The following is a 15294-nucleotide window of genomic DNA, read 5'->3' on the forward strand; positions in this document are numbered from 1 at the left end:
TCGGGCAGTTTAACCCGCCGGGGGCGGGCGGGGCAGCCACCCCGCCGCCCTAGAAGCTGCCGAACAGCGTCCCGAGCGTAATCAGCCCCACCAGGGCAATGAACGGCCCCACCAGCGCCACCATGGCGAGATCAAAATAGGACTGGCGATGGGTGAGCCCGGCGATGGCCAGCAGGGTGATCACCGCGCCGTTGTGGGGCAGGGTGTCGAGCCCACCGGTGGCCACCGCGGTGACCCGGTGCAACAGCGCCGGGTCAATGCCCGCGGCGGCGGCCATCTCCAGATAGGTATCCCCCAGGGTGGAGAGCGCGATGCTCATGCCGCCGGAAGCGGAGCCGGTCATGCCCGCCAGCACGTTCACGGCGATGGCCAGCGAGATCAGCGGGTTGTCGCCCCCCAGGCCCACCACGTTGTCCCGAATCACCACAAAGGCACTGAGGGAGGCGATCACCGCGCCAAACCCCACCAGGCTGGCGGTGTTGAAAATCGGCACCAGCGAGGCATTGGCGCCGTTATCGAGGGTCTGTTTGAGGTTGCCCAGGCGACGGAAGTTGGTGGCCAGCAACAGCACAATGGCGCAGACCAGGCCGACGATCACCGACCAGACGCCGCGCACCGACTCGATGCTGGTCTCGCCATACAGGGGCTCCGCCAGGTACTCGGTGTCCATGCGGGGGATGACCACGGTGGTGAACAGCAGGTTGACCCCAATCACCGTCAGCAGGGGCAGCAGCGCAATAATAAACCCGGGCCGCTGCCGGGCGGGCTCGTCCACCGGCAGTTCCATCAAATCAAAGCCCTCGCCGGCGGCCTTCTCCCGCAGCTCGCGGTTGGGGGTGAAGTCGGCGTCCGGATGGTCGCCATAGCCCTCAGCGGCCAGCTGCCGGGCCCGCCAGTGCAGCCAGGTGATCCCCAGGCCGAACATCATTAGCGCGGTGATCACCCCCAGCCCCGGCGCCGCGAACGGGCTGGTGCCGAAATAGGGCATGGGGATGGCGTTCTGAATGGCCGGCGTGCCGGGCAGGGCGGTCATGGTAAAGGTGAACGCCCCCAGGCCGATGGTGGCGGGGATGAGCCGCTTGGGGATGTCCGCCTGGCGGAACAGCGCCGCGGCGATAGGGAACACCGCAAACGCCACCACAAACAGCGACACCCCGCCATAGGTCATCACCGCGCCGGAGATCACCACCGCCAGAATCGCCCGCTCGCTGCCCAGCCAGTGGATGATGCCGTTGGCCAGGGACTCGGCACTGCCGGAGTCCTCCATCAGCTTGCCGAACACCGCCCCCAGCAAAAAGATGGGGAAGTACTGAATGATGAAGTCGCCCGCATCCCCCATGAACACCTGGGTGTAGCGGGCCAGGGCGTGGCCCTCGGCGCTGAACACCACCGCCAGGGTGGAGAGCACCGGGGTCAGAATTAGCAGGCTCACCCCCCGATAGGCCAGCACGATCAGCGCCACCAGGGCGGCCACCACTACCAACAGACCGATCATGGCGCGTCCCCCGGGGTGCGGACAGTGTCGCCGCGGAACAGCGCTTTCAGATCAAAAGTGCCGCGCTGGCCGAGATCTTCGAAGTGCTCATCCAAAAACTGGTCCGCCCAGTCCCAGCCCCGGTCGTGGAGGTGCTGCAGATACACCCACTCGGCGTTCAGCTTGCTGGAGGCGTCCAGGTCCTGGAGCTCTTCGTGGGCGTGAATGAGATGCACGAACACATCCCGATAGCGCTCGGATTCCAGCTTCTCCACCTCGATCAGCTCATGGAGCAGCTCGATGAGCCGCAGCTCCTTGACCAGGCTCGCGTTAAAGGTGATTTCGTTAAGGCGGTTGATGATGTCCCGGCCGGTCACCGGCAACTCGTCCCGGGCCAGGGGGTTGATTTGCACCAGAATCAGATCCCGGGTGGCCTTGTCCTCCACCAGCGGGTAGAGGGCCGGGTTGCCGATGTAGCCGCCGTCCCAGTAGTGCTCGCCCTCGATCTCCACCGCCTGGAACATGAACGGCAGGCAGGCCGAGGCCATCACCCGATCCACGCAGAGTTCCGGCTGCTCAAAGGTCCGGCCCCGGCCGGTGCGCACGTTGGTGGCGGTGACAAACACCTTGACGTCGCTGCAACCGTTAACCCGCTCGAAATCCACCTGCTCCGCCAGCAGATCCCGCAGCGGGTTGACGTTCATGGGGTTCAGCTCATAAGGGGAGAACTGGCGGGTGAGCTGCTCGAAGAACAGATACCCCGGCGAGTTGTCCAGGCTGAAGTTGCTGGTGAGCCGGTCCCAGGGGCTGCGCTGAATGGGGGAGAGGGCCGCCGAGCGACTCACCGCCCGCCAGAAGGCCTCCAGGGCCTCCCGGGCGCCGTCTCGGCCGCCGCGCTGCAGGCCATCGGCCACCACCACGGCGTTCATGGCGCCGGCGCTGGTGCCACTCAGGGCCGACAGGGCGAGGCGGTCATCGCTGAGCAATCGATCCAGCACCCCCCAGGTGAGGGCGCCATGGGCGCCACCCCCCTGCAGGGCGAGGTCCACGGGTTTGGGTGCGGTGGTTGTGTTCATCGGCATATTGCGCCGCAACATGGGCAAATGTGTCAAGCTAGACAATCCGCGACGGGACCAATCGACGGAGGGGAACATGTCAGCCTGGGTGATTCTGCTGGGGGCCATTATGGCCGAAGTGGCCGGCACCACCGCGCTAAAGCTCTCCTACGGGTTCAGCCGCCTGCTGCCGAGCCTGGTGGTGGTAGTGGCCTACGCGCTGGCGTTTCTGGCCCTGGGGTTTGTGTTGAAGCGCATGGACGTGAGTGTCGCCTACGCCATTTGGGCCGGGGTGGGCACCGCCACCGTGGCGGTGGTAGGCATTGTCTACTTCGGTGAGTCCATAAACTGGATCAAGGCCGCCAGCCTGGGGCTGATCGTGCTGGGGCTGGTGGGCCTCAACCTCAGCGACGGGCGTTAGAGGGGCGTTATGGTTGGGGCCAAAGAACAGATATGTTAATTTAAAATCATTCCAATTAGGGACGAGTAGGAGGCGTTATGGCCACACCATCAATTGATATCGGTATCGAAGCCGGTGCCCGCGCGGAAATTGCTTCCGGCGTTTCTCGGGTGCTAGCGGACAGCTATTCGTTGTACCTGAAGACCCATAACTTTCACTGGAACGTCACCGGGCCGATGTTCAACACGCTCCACGCCATGTTCGAGGAGCAGTACACCGAATTGGCCACCGCGGTGGATGAACTGGCCGAGCGAATCCGGGCACTGGGTGAGCGCGCCCCCGGTAGCTACAGCGAGTACCAGCAGCTCACCAGCATTCCCGAAGAGACCGGTTCACCGGAAGCCGCGGTCATGATCCGCCAGCTCAGGGAAGGCCATGAGGCGGTGGCCCGCACCGCGCGCGAGGCCTTTGCCCTGGCCGACCAGGCCCATGACGAGCCCACCGCGGATCTGTTGACCCAGCGCATGCAGGTGCATGAGAAGACCGCCTGGATGCTGCGCAGCATGCTGGAGTGAGATCGATTCGGCGAGGCAAGGGGTGGTGGGTCGTGCAGGATTCGAACCTGCGACCAGCGGATTAAAAGTCCGATGCTCTACCAGCTGAGCTAACGACCCATCAGTCCGCCATGATAAGCAGCCAGAGAGTTGCTAGCAATGGTTTTTGGGTCATGCGTCTGCTCGTCTCAGGGTAGTGCGGAGTAGGCCGACAAAGAGGCCGAGCATCGCACCCAGAATCGCACTGAGGGCAATGACCAAGCCCGCCCGGCTTGTCACAATACTCGTTACTCGCACTGATGCTGGCTCTGTAAACTCGTACAATCGGCCTGTTTGTCCCCGCAACTGACGCTGCGCGGTATCAAGCAGGCCAGAAACCTGAGGCTGAAGGCTCAGCAAGCGGGCTTCCACAGCAGAGCTCAAGTCTTCGGCAGAACCTTCAGCCTGGCGTAGGCGTTCGGCGTCGGAAAACCGCGGTTGTCGTCAAACGATCACGCAATATTTGCAATTGGTGAGAGGTTGCACTGTCGAACCCCCTCGGGGGTTGCTTGAAAGCGGCCAAGTCATCTTCTCTAGTAGGCGACTGTCCAGACCCTCGAAGCGACGCCAATCGCGTGCGGAGGTCAACTATCAAGCTATTGCCGGGGATCCTCAGCAATGGCCCGCCGATTCCTGTAGTTACGCAGTCCGGTTCGCAACAGCACTGTAAACATTCCGACCATCAGGCCAAGGACCAGAGCAAGAGCGGTAATCAACCCACCCCGGTCATTGCTTGACACTTCAAGCCGGTTCACGTCCTGACGAAACGCCGTAAAAGTCTCATCAGCGGCCGGGGTCTCTGCGAAGGCAGCGCGGGCGCGCTGCGGGACACGATTACCGGATACGTGCTCCCGCTCCGTAAGCAGTTCGATAATCCCATCCGCATGCTGAAAGGGATCTTCTCTGGAAGATATAAGGGAAATCTCCTCCTCGATTGCCTTGTACCCTCTCAGGTAAAATGGTGAGTCAGTGTTAATGCTGGTTAGAACGCCATTGGGAGCCGCAAATGTTTGAGCTTCGATTGTGTTCCTTTCTATACCAAGCTCTCGGGCTATAGCCGCTTGCTCCCTCAGAAATCCTACTCTCCTCTCAATCTCCATCTTGTAGGTTGAGATTGTTAGGTCAATTTCAAAATTGATATCTTCGAGGCGGTCTGCCAAGCGCCTATTCTCTGTTTCAACTCGGCGATCAAAAAGCTCGGTAACTGCTGATTGAGTGTAGGAGTTTAATGTTTTGAGCAACTCATCGAGAAAGGAGACTGCCGAATCGCGGGATTGATCTGTCCACTCAATACGAAAACCATCTCTGTCGTTTTCACTGGATTGTGCCACGTTTACTGAGTATGAAAATTTGAGAAGATCTGACTCCTGAACAGCGTGACCTGACCCAACGCCGCTATTCATCAGTTGGTTGCGTTTGGCCTCTAGGATCGGCGTTCCAGAGCGGAGCTCATCCACGGCGATGCTCAACAGCCGTCGGCCGTTAATCTCAAATAGGGGTTCGGTGTCCATTTGGATTCGGCCCCGCGCTGAGTCCGTATCTGATTCTTGCAGAGGCCTGATATAGCGCTGGACACGAACACGATTAAGTGACTCATAATTCGCTTCCATCCGCGCCGGTACCATTTCAAGGTGGAACGTCGCGGTGACAGTGTTCGGACTAAGGAGTGCGTACCCAGCACCGGCGGCGGTGAAGATCGCAGTGACAGCAGCGATCCACCACTTCCCGTCCCAGAGGTTGGCGATGAGCTCCATGAGATCGATTTCATCATCCGATACTCCATTAGGGGTGCCGCTTTGATTGTCCATCGCAGTGTTCGATTCCTTGAACGGTGGAAAACTCGATGGAAGATGCTAACAAGAGCTTCATATTCTGCAGGGGGGTTTTAGCGATGGAACAAACCGACAGAAACTGACGACAAATTGATGGACTATCAGCTGCAGGGTGGTCAAACTCGCGAATGGAGGTGCCTATGGATCAGGACATCAGACAACAGCTGGAATGCCTGTTCGAAGCCAAGCGGATCTGGCGGGAGGCGTTTCGGGATGAGCAGTCGGTCATCCCCATGGATATCGTCCTGCTGACCGTCTGGTATCACAGCCAGGGGCCCGCGCTCTCCATGAAGCATCTGGTGGCGGAGCTGCCGTATTCCGAAGCCGGCATCAAGTACCATTTGCGGCAGCTGGAGGCTGATGGTCTGGTGACCCGCCAGTCAGACCCGGAAGACGGTCGGGTCGTCCGCCTGGTGCCCTCGGATCATTTGGTCGATCGGGTGCTGTCCGTGACCCGTGCAATGAAAGCGGCTTTCAACGGCGACCATCATCGCCCCGACGGCCAAATGTCCATGGCGGACGTGATGGCGGGGGCCGGCTCTCAGGACGTGCCATCCACCCCGCCCAGGATCTAGAACCCACGGCCTAGAACTGGTCCAGCCGCTGCTCCGCGAGATTGGCCGCAGTACTATCCGGATAAGCCTCAACCACGGCCTCGAGCCGGTCTCTGGCGGCATCCCTGTCCCCCTGCTCCAGATACGAGAACCCGATCTTCAGCAGCGCATCCGGCACCTTGTTGCTGTCCGGGTGATCGTCCAGGACGCGCTGGAACTCCTGAATGGCGTTATCGAACTCCCGCACCACGTAATGGGACTCGCCCAGCCAGTAGCGGGCATTGGCCGCCAGCTCTGAGCCGTCGTGGGCATCCAGAAAGGCCTCGAATGCTGCACCGGCTGCATCGAAGTCGCCCTCCCGCAGCAGTGCAAACGCCTGATCGTAGTCACTGCGGGCATCCGCGGCGGTGTCCCGTTCGTCCGTGACCGGCCCGTCATCCACGCCGTTCAGGGACGGTTCCGACAGCGTGCCGTCCGAAGTATCCGGAGCGGGCGCCTCGGGGGCCAGCGCCGAATCGCCGAGCTCCAACATGCGCAGGCGCTCATCCAGATCCAGATACAGCTGCCGCTGCTGGTCGCGAAGGTCCCGCAGCTGGCGCTCCAGGATCTCGATCTCACCCCGCAGGGTGGTGACCTCGCCGCGCAGCGTCTCCGCCTCGTTCATCAGGCCCATCAGGGCACTGCCTTCAAGGCGCTGTTCGATCCGATCCACCCGGGACTCGAGATCGCTTTGGGCAAAAACCGGCGAGCCGCCAAGGCACAGGCTGACGGCAACCCCCAGGGTGAGCAGACAACGGCGGTGGGCGGACAGGGGCATGGGCATCTCCTTGACGGCTCGCGACGTCAGCGGTGTTAGCGCTCGTAAACCAGCTCGGCGCGGCGGTTCTGCGACCAGGCAGACTCGTTGCTGCCGTTGGCCGCCGGGCTCTCTTCGCCGTAGCTGACGGTATCGATCTGGTTGGATCGGGCACCGGCAAGGGTGAGGGCCTGCTTCACGGACTCAGCCCGGCGCTCACCCAGCGCCAGATTGTACTCCCGCGAGCCCCGCTCGTCGGTGTGGCCTTCCACCAGCATCCGACGCTCAGAGTTTTCTGCCAGAAATGCCGCATGGGCTTCGATCAAAGCCATGGCGTCTTCGCTCAGCGTGCTGCTGTCGAACTCGAAGTAGACAATCCGCTCGGAGAGTGGGCTGGAGGGGTCCTCCAGAGCTTCGCCTTCAAAGCCGGTGCCGGCGGCGGCACCGCGGGCCTCGGCGCCGGTGTCAACGCCGGCCGCCGCGGCCTGATCAATTTCATCCATTTCTGATTCATCAATGCCGTCGGTTCGGGCACAGCCCGCCACGATAGCGACCAGGGCCAGCATTAGTAGCCAACGAAGTGAGTGTCTCATATCAAATTCTCCTGTGATCGGGTAAAGCGATTGTAAAACCAGACGGGCGGCTGTCACGGCAGCGGCCCCCAGCTGGGTTCGCGAACCGTGTGATCAAACTCGGTGAGCTGTCCCTGCACACGGCCAAACACCGACACCGTGGCCAGTTCGGTGGTATCGCCGCTGGAGCGGGTGTAGGCCACCATGGTGCCACTGGCGGAGAAGCTGGGGGATTCATCCAGTTCCCCTTCGGTGAGGACACGCATCAACTCTTCTTCCAGGTCCATGACGGCGATGCGGTACTGACCATCCTGGCGATGAGTGAAGGCCAGCAAGCGACCATCACCGGAGAGGGTGGGCGAGGCGTTGTACGAGCCCTCAAAGGTCACCCGCTCGACGTTGTTGCCGTCGGTGTCCATGCGGTAAATCTGCGGGCCACCACCGCGATTGGAAGTGAAGTAAATGGTCTCTCCATCCGGGGCCCAGACCGGCTCGGTGTCGATGCCGCCGCGGTTGGTAAGTCGACGGGGGTCGCTATTGCCGTCGGCATCCATGACATAGATGTCGGGGTGACCGCCCCGCGACAAGGCCACCGCGAGCCGGGCGCCATCCGGCGACCAGGCCGGTGCACTGTTGATCCCTGAGAAGGACGCCACCGCCCTTCGTTCACCGGTGGCCACATCCTGAACAAAGATCTCGGAGCGACGTCCGGACTCAAAGGAAACGTAGGCCAGTCGCTCCCCATCCGGCGACCAGTCCGGCGACATCAGCGGCTGGCTGGAAGTCAGAATGATCTGCGGTCGATGGCCATCCGCCTCGGCCACCACCAGGCGGTAGGTGGGGTTCTCCAGGGTGCCCGTTTCCTCGACATAGGCAATGCGGGTGTTGAAGCCCCCGGGACGGCCGGTGACCGCCTCGAACACCTGGTCACTGATGGTGTGAGCCAGGTTGCGCAGCCCCGCCGGGGTGACGTTAAACCGCTGGCCGGTGATGCGGGTGCCCGCGTAGACGTCCAGCAGTTCGTAGCGGACCGAGTAATTGCCGTTATCCAGGCCCTCCATCCGGCCCACCACCAGCGTGTCAGAGCCCAGCGCGCGCCAGTTGCGGAACCGCACGTCCTCGAATCGGGAGGGGCTGCCCAGGTGGTTGTCCGGGTCCAGTGGCGAGAACAGGCCGCTGCGATAGAGGTTGTCGCGGATGATGCGGTCGATGGGGACGCCGGGATCGTTCCCCTCCACGGCAAACGGCACCACGGCGATGGGGACGGCGGCTTCTTCGCCGCCGACGATCTCGATGCGGACCTGGCCGCTCGCCGGCAGGCTGATCAGCAGGCCGAGCAGGAGAGGGAGAATCATTTTCATGGGCATGGGTTCCGCCGCGTGTTCGTTACTCTGGTCGAAAGGTTAACTCAATGCCGCGCCGATAGGGGGCGGCCAGTACCGGGTCGTCGGGCATGGGCAGTGGGTCGGCGCGAAACACCGCCCGCTCCGCGGAGCGATCAAAGGCCGCGTCACCGCTGCTCTGCACCACGTCGGCGGTGAGGACCGCGCCGCCGGGGCCGAGACGCACCGATACGACGGCGCTGAGGCCGTCCGGCACACCGGGCGGGCGCTCCCAGGCGCGGGTGACCCGCTGGCGGATGGCGGCGTCGAAGGTGCCCCGGGCCTCGGCCACGCGGGCGGCCTGGGCTTCGGCCTCGCGGCGCGCCTGTTCCTCGGCCTCGCGGCGGGCCTGTTCTTCGGCCTCGCGGCGGGCCTGTTCTTCGGCTTCGCGGCGGGCCTGTTCTTCCGCCTCGCGCCGAGCCTGTTCCTCGGCTTCGCGCCGGGCCTGTTCTTCCGCCTCGCGCCGAGCCTGTTCCTCGGCTTCGCGCCGGGCCTGTTCTTCCGCTTCGCGGCGGGCCTGTTCCTCGGCCTCGCGCTGAGCCTGTGCTTCGGCTTCGGCTTCGCGGCGGGCCTGTTCTTCGGCTTCGCGGCGGGCTTGTTCCTCGGCCTCGCGGCGGGCCTGCTCTTCGGCTTCGCGCTGAGCTTGTTCCTCGGCTTCGCGACGGGCCTCTTCTTCGGCCTCGCGTTGAGCCTGCTCCTCGGCCTCGCGCTCGGCGATGGCGCGGGCTTCGGCGGCCTCAAGCCGCTCGATCATGGCATCCACTTCGTCGGCGTCCACGGCCACCGCTTCCACCGCGTCCGGACGGCCCGCTTGCTCGCTCAGGTCCGGCCCAAATCGAAAACTCACCACGAAAACCGCGAAAATCGCCAGGTGGGCCAGCACCGACAGGCCGATGTCACGCCAGGCACTGCGACCCATCATCCACCGTCAGCGGGGGGCTGGGTCATCAGCCCTACCCGCGGCACGCCAGCGCCCTGCAGCGCGGCCATCACTTCCACCACCCGGGCGTAATTCACCTGACCATCACCGCGAACATAAACCGGCGTCTGCGGATTCTGGCGCATCACGGCCGCAACGTTGCTGACCACTTCCTGGGCGCTCACCGGTTCGTCAGCGGACTGGGCCCCGATGCTCATGAAAAACCGCCCGTCCCGGTCTACCTCGACGATCAGGGGTTCGCTGTCATCGTCCGGCAGGGGGTCGGCGGTGGATTCCGGCAGATCGATGTCCACGCCCTGATAAAGCAGCGGTGCGGTGACCATGAAGATCACCAGCAGCACCAGCATGACGTCGATGTAGGGCACCACGTTGATCTCGGACATGGGGCCGCTGCGGCGACGGCGCTGGCGGCGGCTCAGCGGCGGAGCGGTCACGATGGGGCGTTCCCGCGGCCCTGCAGGTGCCGCTGGAGGATGCTGGTGAATTCTTCCATGAACATTTCATACCGGCCGGTGAGGCGGTCGGCATGGCTTGAGAACCGGTTGTAGGCGATCACCGCGGGAATGGCGGCAAACAGGCCCAGGGCGGTGGCGATCAGCGCCTCGGCAATGCCCGGTGCCACCGTAGCCAGGGTCGCCTGCTGCATGGCCCCCAGGGCTAGAAAAGCATTCATGATGCCCCACACCGTGCCGAACAGGCCGATGTAGGGGCTGGTGGAACCCACCGTGGCCAGGTAGGGCACCCAGGACTCCATCTGATCCATTTCGCGGTTGAGCGCCACCCGCATGGCCCGCTGGGAGCCCTCGATGATGCTCTGGGGCTGGGCGTCCTGGCGGCGCATGCGGTTGAATTCACGAAAGCCCGCTCGAAACACCCGCTCGAGACCGCCGGCGTCCGCATCCGGTGACTCGCTGCCCGCGTAGATGTCATTGAGGTTGCCCCCGGACCAGAAGGTGTCTTCAAACCGCTGGGCCCCGGCGTCTGCCCGGCTCAGCTGCCGGTTCTTGCGAATGATCAGGGCCCAGGAGCTCACCGAGGCCAGCAGGAGAATGAGCATCACCAGCTGCACGACAAAACTCGCCTGCAGAATCAGATGCATAATGGAGAGATCCGCGTTCATTGCTTACCTTGGGCTGGGGAAACCACTGCCTTCTCGGGGGGATGGATGGGTTCTTTCATCGAAAACACTAACCACCCCGGCGGCCGGGTGCAACTGCTTCTGTGATGGATTCAGAGGTCGCCGAACAGGTGGCCACTGGGGTCCTCGATGCGCGGCGGTGCCGGGCGCTGGAAGTGAGCGTAGGCGTTGCGGGTGGCCATGCGTCCCCGGGGCGTGCGGTGCAGCAGCCCCTGCTGAATCAGGAACGGCTCGATCACGTCCTCGATGGTGCCCCGCTCCTCGCCAATGGCCGCCGCCAGGCTCTCCACCCCCACCGGCCCGCCATCGAATTTGTCCATGATCGCCAGCAGCAGGCGCCGATCCTGGGTGTCGAACCCGCTGGCATCCACCTTCAGCAGGTCCATGGCCGCGCTGGCCACCTCGGCGGTAATGCGGCCATCAGCGCGCACTTCGGCGTAGTCCCGTACCCGGCGCAGCAGGCGATTGGCGATGCGTGGCGTGCCACGGGCGCGGCCGGCGATCTCGGCGGCGCCGTCGTCGTCGGTGGTCAGCGCCAGCAGTCGCGCCGAGCGCTGGACAATGGTGGTGAGGTCGGCCACCGAGTAGTACTCCAGCCGCTGGACGATGCCAAAGCGGTCGCGCAGCGGCGAGGTCAGAAGCCCCGCTCGGGTGGTGGCACCCACCAGGGTGAAGGGCGGCAGGTCCAGTTTGATGGAGCGTGCAGCGGGGCCTTCGCCCACCACGATATCGATCTGCTGGTCCTCCATGGCCGGGTAGAGGACTTCCTCCACCACCGCCGAGAGCCGGTGAATTTCGTCCACGAACAGGACATCGCCCGGCTCGAGGTTGGTCAGCAGGGCGGCCAGGTCCCCGGGGCGGTCGATCACCGGCCCGGAGGTCTGTCGCATGTTGACCCCCAGTTCGTGGGCAATGATGTGCGCCAGGGTGGTTTTGCCCAGCCCCGGCGGGCCGAAAACCAGCACGTGGTCGAGGGCTTCACCCCGGGCCCGGGCGGCACCGACAAAGATCTCCAGTTGCTCGCTGACCGCCGGCTGGCCGATATAGTCGGTCAGGGTGCGGGGCCGGATGGCCCGGTCCACGGCCTCGTCTTCGTGGCCGGCGCTGCTGGAGACCAGCCGATCGTTGTCGATCATGCCCGCACCGCCTTCTGCAGAGCCGCCCGAATCAGCGCTTCGCTGCTGGCGCCGTCACTCTCCACCCCCTGCAGCAGGCGATGGGCCTCCGCCGGTCGGTAGCCCAGGGCCACCAGCGCGGCCTGGGCCTCGGCCAGGGGATCATCGGGCACCGCCGCCGGGGTCATGCCGGGGCCCGTAGTGCCGGTGGCTACGCCGGTGCCCAGGCCGTCCAGGCGATCCTGCATCTCCAGGGTCAGGCGCTCGGCGATCTTTTTGCCGATGCCCGGCAGCCGGGTGAGGGTGGCGGTGTCCTTTTGCTCGACGCAGCGACGAAACTCCGGGGCGCTGATTCCCGAAAGGATCGCCAGGGCCATTTTGGGGCCGACGCCGTTGACCCGAATCAGGGCCCGAAAAAGATCGCGTTCCCCGCGGGTGAGGAATCCGTACAGCACCGGCACCTCGTCCCGCAGGCCCTGATGGATGCGCAGGGTGACCGGCTCGCCCAGGGCGGGCAGCTGATAGACCGTGGACATCGGTGCCTCGATCTCGTAGCCCACGCCACCGGTGTCCACCAGCAGGGTGGGCGGGTTCTTTTCGAGCAGGGTGCCCTTCAGCTGGCCGATCATCCCGACCCCCGCTGGGCGGCCACCCGCTGGCCGAAGCGGTCGTGCTGGACATGGGCGAGGGCAACGGCGAGGGCATCGGCGGCGTCTTCCTGAAGGCGGCCCTGCAGGCCCAGGATGGCCCGCACCATATAGCCCACCTGGTCCTTGTCCGCTCCGCCGCGTCCCACCAGGGCCTGCTTGACCGCCCGGGGCGTGTACTCGTGCACCGCCAGGCCGGCACCGGCGCAGGCACAGATGGCGGCGCCCCGGGCCTGGCCGAGCTTGAGCGCGGACTGCACGTTGCGATTGACGAACACCTCTTCCACCGCCGACTCGCTGGGGTGGTGCTCGGCAATCAGTGCATTCAGGCCGGTGAATATCGTGTGCAGCCGCTCGGCGAAGGCGCCGCGGCCGGCCTGGATCGCGCCGCTGGCGATGTAGCGGGTCTGGGCGCCGTCAATCTCGATCACCCCGAAGCCGGTGCGCACCGACCCGGGGTCGATACCCAGCACCCGCCGGCTCGTGGGCGCGGCGCTGACCCCGGCCAGGGGCCGGGCATTGGCGGGGGTGGGGGGCACGGCCTCAGGCGTCCTCGTAGGCGTCGGCCTGGAGTTCGGCGTTGGTGTAGACCGCCTGCACATCGTCCAGGTCTTCGAGCCGCTCCAGCAGTCGCGCCGCCTTGCCGGCTTCGTCGCCGCTCAGCTCGCTGGTGGAGTCCGGCCGCATGGTGACTTCGGCGTCCGCCGGTGCCAGGCCCGCGGCGGTCAGGGCCTCGCGGGCGTCGGTGAAGGCTTCCGGGGTGGTCAGCACCTCGAAGGAGCCGTCCTCGTGGCTCACCACATCTTCGGCGCCGGCCTCCAGAGCCGCTTCCATCAGAGCGTCTTCGTCGGTTTCCGGCGGAAAGATCATCACCCCGCGCTGCTGGAACATGAACGCCACGCAGCCATCGGTGCCGAGGTTACCGCCGTGCTTGTTGAACGCATGCCGAATCTCGCTCACCGTGCGGTTGCGGTTGTCGGTCATGCAGTCCGCCATGATGGCGACACCGCCGGGGCCGTAGCCCTCGAACCGGGCTTCTTCATAGGCCACCGCCTCGTCGGTGCCGGCGCCCCGGGCGGCGGCCTTTTCGATGCGGTCCTTGGGCATGTTCACTGACAGCGCTCGGTCGACGGCCAGGCGCAGCCGCGGGTTGGCATCCGGGTCGTCACCCCCCTGGCGGGCGGCCACGGTGATTTCGCGGATCATCTTGGTGAAGATTTTGCCCCGCTTGGCATCCTGCGCCTTCTTGCGATGCTGGATGTTCGCCCATTTACTGTGCCCGGCCATGATCCCCCTCGAACTGGTCGCCATATCTTTTCCGGATGACGCAGATTACCATGCTGGACAGACACTCACAGGCGGTGGCAGCCCTGTCCATGTCCCAGCACGCCATTCCGTTTCCCGATGACCCCACGGCGCTGTTTGCGGCGCTGCGGGATGCGTTCACCGGGGCGGTCTGGCTGGACGGGGCCGCCGGTGGCGAGTTCAGCATCATGGCCGCCGCCCCCCGGGAGATGCTGGTCACCCGCGACGGACAGACCTGGCTCACGCCGGGGCGCGATCAACCCGGGGCGGGGCAACCGCAGTGCCTGGGCAGCGGCGACCCGCTGAGCCTGCTGGCGCAGCGCCAGGCCGCCCGACATGCGGCGTCATCCACGGCACCGACCGCTCCACCCCCGTTTGCCAGCGGCGCCATCGGCTATTTCAGCTATGAGCTGGGGCGTCGGCTGCAGGGGCAACACCCCGGTCGGGGTGCCCTGCCGGACATGGCGGTGGGGCTGTATGACGGCGCGCTGGTGCTGGATCATCGCCGCCGCCGCGCCTGGCTGGCCGGCGAACCGCCGGCGGCGCTCTCCCGGTGGCTGGCCGACGGCGGCCATCGCCTCTCGGCGCCCGGCCCCTGGCAGGCCGAGGGGCCGGTGGAAGCCACCCCGGGCCGGGCGGGCTATCAGCAGGCCTTCAACCGGGTCATGCACTACCTGCGGGAGGGCGACTGTTACCAGATCAACCTGGCCCGGCGGCTGATGGCGCCCTTCAGCGGTGACCCGCTGGGCGTGTACGCCCGCTTTCGGGATCTGGCCGGCGGCCCCTTTGCGGCGTATCTGGACCTGCCCGGCGGCCCGATCCTGAGTGGATCGCCGGAGCGATTCCTCAAGCTGCGGGACGGCCGGGTGGAAACCTGTCCCATCAAGGGCACCCGACCTCGCCAGAGCGACCCCCAGGCCGACCGCGCGGTACGCCGGGCGCTGCTCGCCAGCGACAAGGACCGGGCTGAGAACGTGATGATCGTGGATTTGCTGCGCAATGACCTTGGCCGCGGCTGCCGGATCGGCAGTGTGCGGGTGCCGGCATTGTGTCAGCTCGAGAGTTTTGCCACGGTGCACCATATGGTCAGCACCGTCACCGGAATCCTGCGCCCGGACCGCAGCGCCACCGACCTGCTGCGGGACTGTCTGCCCGGCGGCTCCATCACCGGCGCCCCCAAGTATCGGGCCATGGAAATCATTGCGGCACTGGAGGACGGGCCCCGCGGCGTTTACTGTGGAGCCATCGGCTACATCGGGGACGACGGTGCCATGGACACCAACATCGCCATCCGGACCATGACCGCCCGGGACGGATGGCTGGAATACCGCGCCGGCGGGGGGTTGGTGATCGACTCCCGCGGCAGCGACGAGTTTGACGAAACCGAATCCAAGGCGGCGGCCTTCCGCCGGCTGGTGGAAGAAGCCAGCCGGCGTCCGGGCGCCGGCACTCAGACGCAATCGGCAATGGCTCGAGCGAGCAGGAGGTAGA

17 protein-coding genes and 1 tRNA gene are annotated in these 15294 nt (G+C 65.0%); 4 read left to right on the plus strand and 14 right to left on the minus strand.

Features of this window, described 5'->3' with window-relative positions; genetic code table 11:
• Nucleotides 1-49: 49 nt before the first annotated feature.
• Nucleotides 50-1495 carry a GntP family permease gene (locus GJ672_RS02010; RefSeq protein WP_154295642.1) on the minus strand — a complete coding sequence of 482 codons (1446 nt, stop codon included), beginning with the start codon at nt 1493-1495 and terminating at the stop codon, nt 50-52.
• Nucleotides 1492-2550 (minus strand): patatin-like phospholipase family protein, encoded by a 1059-nt coding sequence (locus tag GJ672_RS02015; protein WP_154295643.1) that lies wholly within the window; start codon nt 2548-2550, stop codon nt 1492-1494. The genes GJ672_RS02010 and GJ672_RS02015 overlap by 4 nt, the downstream gene beginning before the upstream one ends.
• Nucleotides 2551-2626: 76 nt before the next feature.
• Here GJ672_RS02015 and GJ672_RS02020 point away from each other — a divergent pair, with 76 nt between their 5' ends.
• On the plus strand, nt 2627-2950 hold the full coding sequence (locus GJ672_RS02020; RefSeq protein ID WP_154295644.1) for a multidrug efflux SMR transporter: 324 nt from the start codon (nt 2627-2629) through the stop codon (nt 2948-2950).
• Between the two features lie 77 nt (nt 2951-3027).
• Nucleotides 3028-3504 (plus strand): Dps family protein, encoded by a 477-nt coding sequence (locus tag GJ672_RS02025; RefSeq protein WP_154295645.1) that lies wholly within the window; start codon nt 3028-3030, stop codon nt 3502-3504.
• A 23-nt stretch (nt 3505-3527) separates the two neighbouring features.
• Here GJ672_RS02025 and GJ672_RS02030 read toward each other — a convergent pair.
• Nucleotides 3528-3603 (minus strand) — tRNA-Lys (locus tag GJ672_RS02030).
• A gap of 515 nt (nt 3604-4118) precedes the next feature.
• The gene (locus tag GJ672_RS02035; protein ID WP_154295646.1) at nt 4119-5330 is read right to left on the minus strand and encodes a Wzz/FepE/Etk N-terminal domain-containing protein; all 1212 of its coding nucleotides are present in this window, start codon (nt 5328-5330) and stop codon (nt 4119-4121) included.
• 164 nt (nt 5331-5494) lie between these two features.
• Between GJ672_RS02035 and GJ672_RS02040 the strand changes: the two genes are divergently transcribed.
• On the plus strand, nt 5495-5929 hold the full coding sequence (locus GJ672_RS02040) for a MarR family transcriptional regulator (protein WP_195759527.1): 435 nt from the start codon (nt 5495-5497) through the stop codon (nt 5927-5929).
• 10 nt (nt 5930-5939) lie between these two features.
• On the opposite strand, the gene ybgF is transcribed toward GJ672_RS02040, so the two are convergent.
• The 10 genes from ybgF to GJ672_RS02090 form a co-directional block, all read right to left on the minus strand.
• On the minus strand, nt 5940-6725 hold the full coding sequence (gene ybgF / locus GJ672_RS02045) for a tol-pal system protein YbgF (RefSeq protein WP_195759528.1): 786 nt from the start codon (nt 6723-6725) through the stop codon (nt 5940-5942).
• A gap of 35 nt (nt 6726-6760) precedes the next feature.
• Complete coding sequence (pal, locus tag GJ672_RS02050) at nt 6761-7297, minus strand: peptidoglycan-associated lipoprotein Pal (protein WP_154295649.1); 537 nt, start codon at nt 7295-7297, stop codon at nt 6761-6763.
• 53 nt (nt 7298-7350) lie between these two features.
• Nucleotides 7351-8637: a Tol-Pal system beta propeller repeat protein TolB gene (tolB, locus tag GJ672_RS02055; RefSeq protein WP_154295650.1), complete on the minus strand. Its 1287-nt coding sequence runs from the start codon at nt 8635-8637 to the stop codon at nt 7351-7353.
• Nucleotides 8638-8662: 25 nt separating this feature from the next.
• On the minus strand, nt 8663-9580 hold the full coding sequence (gene tolA, locus GJ672_RS02060) for a cell envelope integrity protein TolA (protein WP_154295651.1): 918 nt from the start codon (nt 9578-9580) through the stop codon (nt 8663-8665).
• Entirely contained in the window at nt 9577-9981 is a 405-nt protein-coding gene (gene tolR / locus GJ672_RS02065) for a protein TolR (protein WP_195759567.1), read from the minus strand. Before tolR ends, tolA begins: the two co-directional genes overlap by 4 nt.
• Before the next feature lie 47 nt (nt 9982-10028).
• Complete coding sequence (tolQ, locus tag GJ672_RS02070) at nt 10029-10718, minus strand: protein TolQ (RefSeq protein ID WP_154295652.1); 690 nt, start codon at nt 10716-10718, stop codon at nt 10029-10031.
• A gap of 110 nt (nt 10719-10828) precedes the next feature.
• The gene (gene ruvB / locus GJ672_RS02075; RefSeq protein ID WP_154295653.1) at nt 10829-11872 is read right to left on the minus strand and encodes a Holliday junction branch migration DNA helicase RuvB; all 1044 of its coding nucleotides are present in this window, start codon (nt 11870-11872) and stop codon (nt 10829-10831) included.
• A complete protein-coding gene (ruvA, locus tag GJ672_RS02080) occupies nt 11869-12480 on the minus strand; it encodes a Holliday junction branch migration protein RuvA (protein WP_154295654.1) in 612 nt (203 codons plus the stop codon). Before ruvA ends, ruvB begins: the two co-directional genes overlap by 4 nt.
• Nucleotides 12477-13007: a crossover junction endodeoxyribonuclease RuvC gene (ruvC, locus tag GJ672_RS02085; RefSeq protein ID WP_370517603.1), complete on the minus strand. Its 531-nt coding sequence runs from the start codon at nt 13005-13007 to the stop codon at nt 12477-12479. Before ruvC ends, ruvA begins: the two co-directional genes overlap by 4 nt.
• Before the next feature lie 34 nt (nt 13008-13041).
• Nucleotides 13042-13785 carry a YebC/PmpR family DNA-binding transcriptional regulator gene (locus tag GJ672_RS02090; RefSeq protein ID WP_154296984.1) on the minus strand — a complete coding sequence of 248 codons (744 nt, stop codon included), beginning with the start codon at nt 13783-13785 and terminating at the stop codon, nt 13042-13044.
• A gap of 50 nt (nt 13786-13835) precedes the next feature.
• Here GJ672_RS02090 and pabB point away from each other — a divergent pair, with 50 nt between their 5' ends.
• Nucleotides 13836-15293, plus strand: a complete 1458-nt coding sequence (pabB, locus tag GJ672_RS02095; RefSeq protein ID WP_229381924.1) for an aminodeoxychorismate synthase component I — start codon at nt 13836-13838, stop codon at nt 15291-15293.
• The last annotated feature ends 1 nt before the right edge of the window (nt 15294 follow it).

It is taken from the genome of Spiribacter sp. 2438 (assembly GCF_009676705.1).
Lineage (GTDB): Bacteria > Pseudomonadota > Gammaproteobacteria > Nitrococcales > Nitrococcaceae > Spiribacter.

Bases quoted from the DNA above. Each gene is read 5' to 3' on its own strand.
- GJ672_RS02010 (WP_154295642.1), bottom strand. From the start codon at position 1,495: ATGATCGGTCTGTTGGTAGTGGTGGCCGCCCTGGTGGCGCTGATCGTG.
- GJ672_RS02015 (WP_154295643.1), bottom strand. From the start codon at position 2,550: ATGAACACAACCACCGCACCCAAACCCGTGGACCTCGCCCTGCAGGGG.
- GJ672_RS02020 (WP_154295644.1), top strand. From the start codon at position 2,627: ATGTCAGCCTGGGTGATTCTGCTGGGGGCCATTATGGCCGAAGTGGCC.
- GJ672_RS02025 (WP_154295645.1), top strand. From the start codon at position 3,028: ATGGCCACACCATCAATTGATATCGGTATCGAAGCCGGTGCCCGCGCG.
- GJ672_RS02035 (WP_154295646.1), bottom strand. From the start codon at position 5,330: ATGGACAATCAAAGCGGCACCCCTAATGGAGTATCGGATGATGAAATC.
- GJ672_RS02040 (WP_195759527.1), top strand. From the start codon at position 5,495: ATGGATCAGGACATCAGACAACAGCTGGAATGCCTGTTCGAAGCCAAG.
- ybgF (WP_195759528.1), bottom strand. From the start codon at position 6,725: ATGCCCCTGTCCGCCCACCGCCGTTGTCTGCTCACCCTGGGGGTTGCC.
- pal (WP_154295649.1), bottom strand. From the start codon at position 7,297: ATGAGACACTCACTTCGTTGGCTACTAATGCTGGCCCTGGTCGCTATC.
- tolB (WP_154295650.1), bottom strand. From the start codon at position 8,637: ATGAAAATGATTCTCCCTCTCCTGCTCGGCCTGCTGATCAGCCTGCCG.
- tolA (WP_154295651.1), bottom strand. From the start codon at position 9,580: ATGATGGGTCGCAGTGCCTGGCGTGACATCGGCCTGTCGGTGCTGGCC.
- tolR (WP_195759567.1), bottom strand. From the start codon at position 9,981: ATGTCCGAGATCAACGTGGTGCCCTACATCGACGTCATGCTGGTGCTG.
- tolQ (WP_154295652.1), bottom strand. From the start codon at position 10,718: ATGAACGCGGATCTCTCCATTATGCATCTGATTCTGCAGGCGAGTTTT.
- ruvB (WP_154295653.1), bottom strand. From the start codon at position 11,872: ATGATCGACAACGATCGGCTGGTCTCCAGCAGCGCCGGCCACGAAGAC.
- ruvA (WP_154295654.1), bottom strand. From the start codon at position 12,480: ATGATCGGCCAGCTGAAGGGCACCCTGCTCGAAAAGAACCCGCCCACC.
- GJ672_RS02090 (WP_154296984.1), bottom strand. From the start codon at position 13,785: ATGGCCGGGCACAGTAAATGGGCGAACATCCAGCATCGCAAGAAGGCG.
- pabB (WP_229381924.1), top strand. From the start codon at position 13,836: ATGCTGGACAGACACTCACAGGCGGTGGCAGCCCTGTCCATGTCCCAG.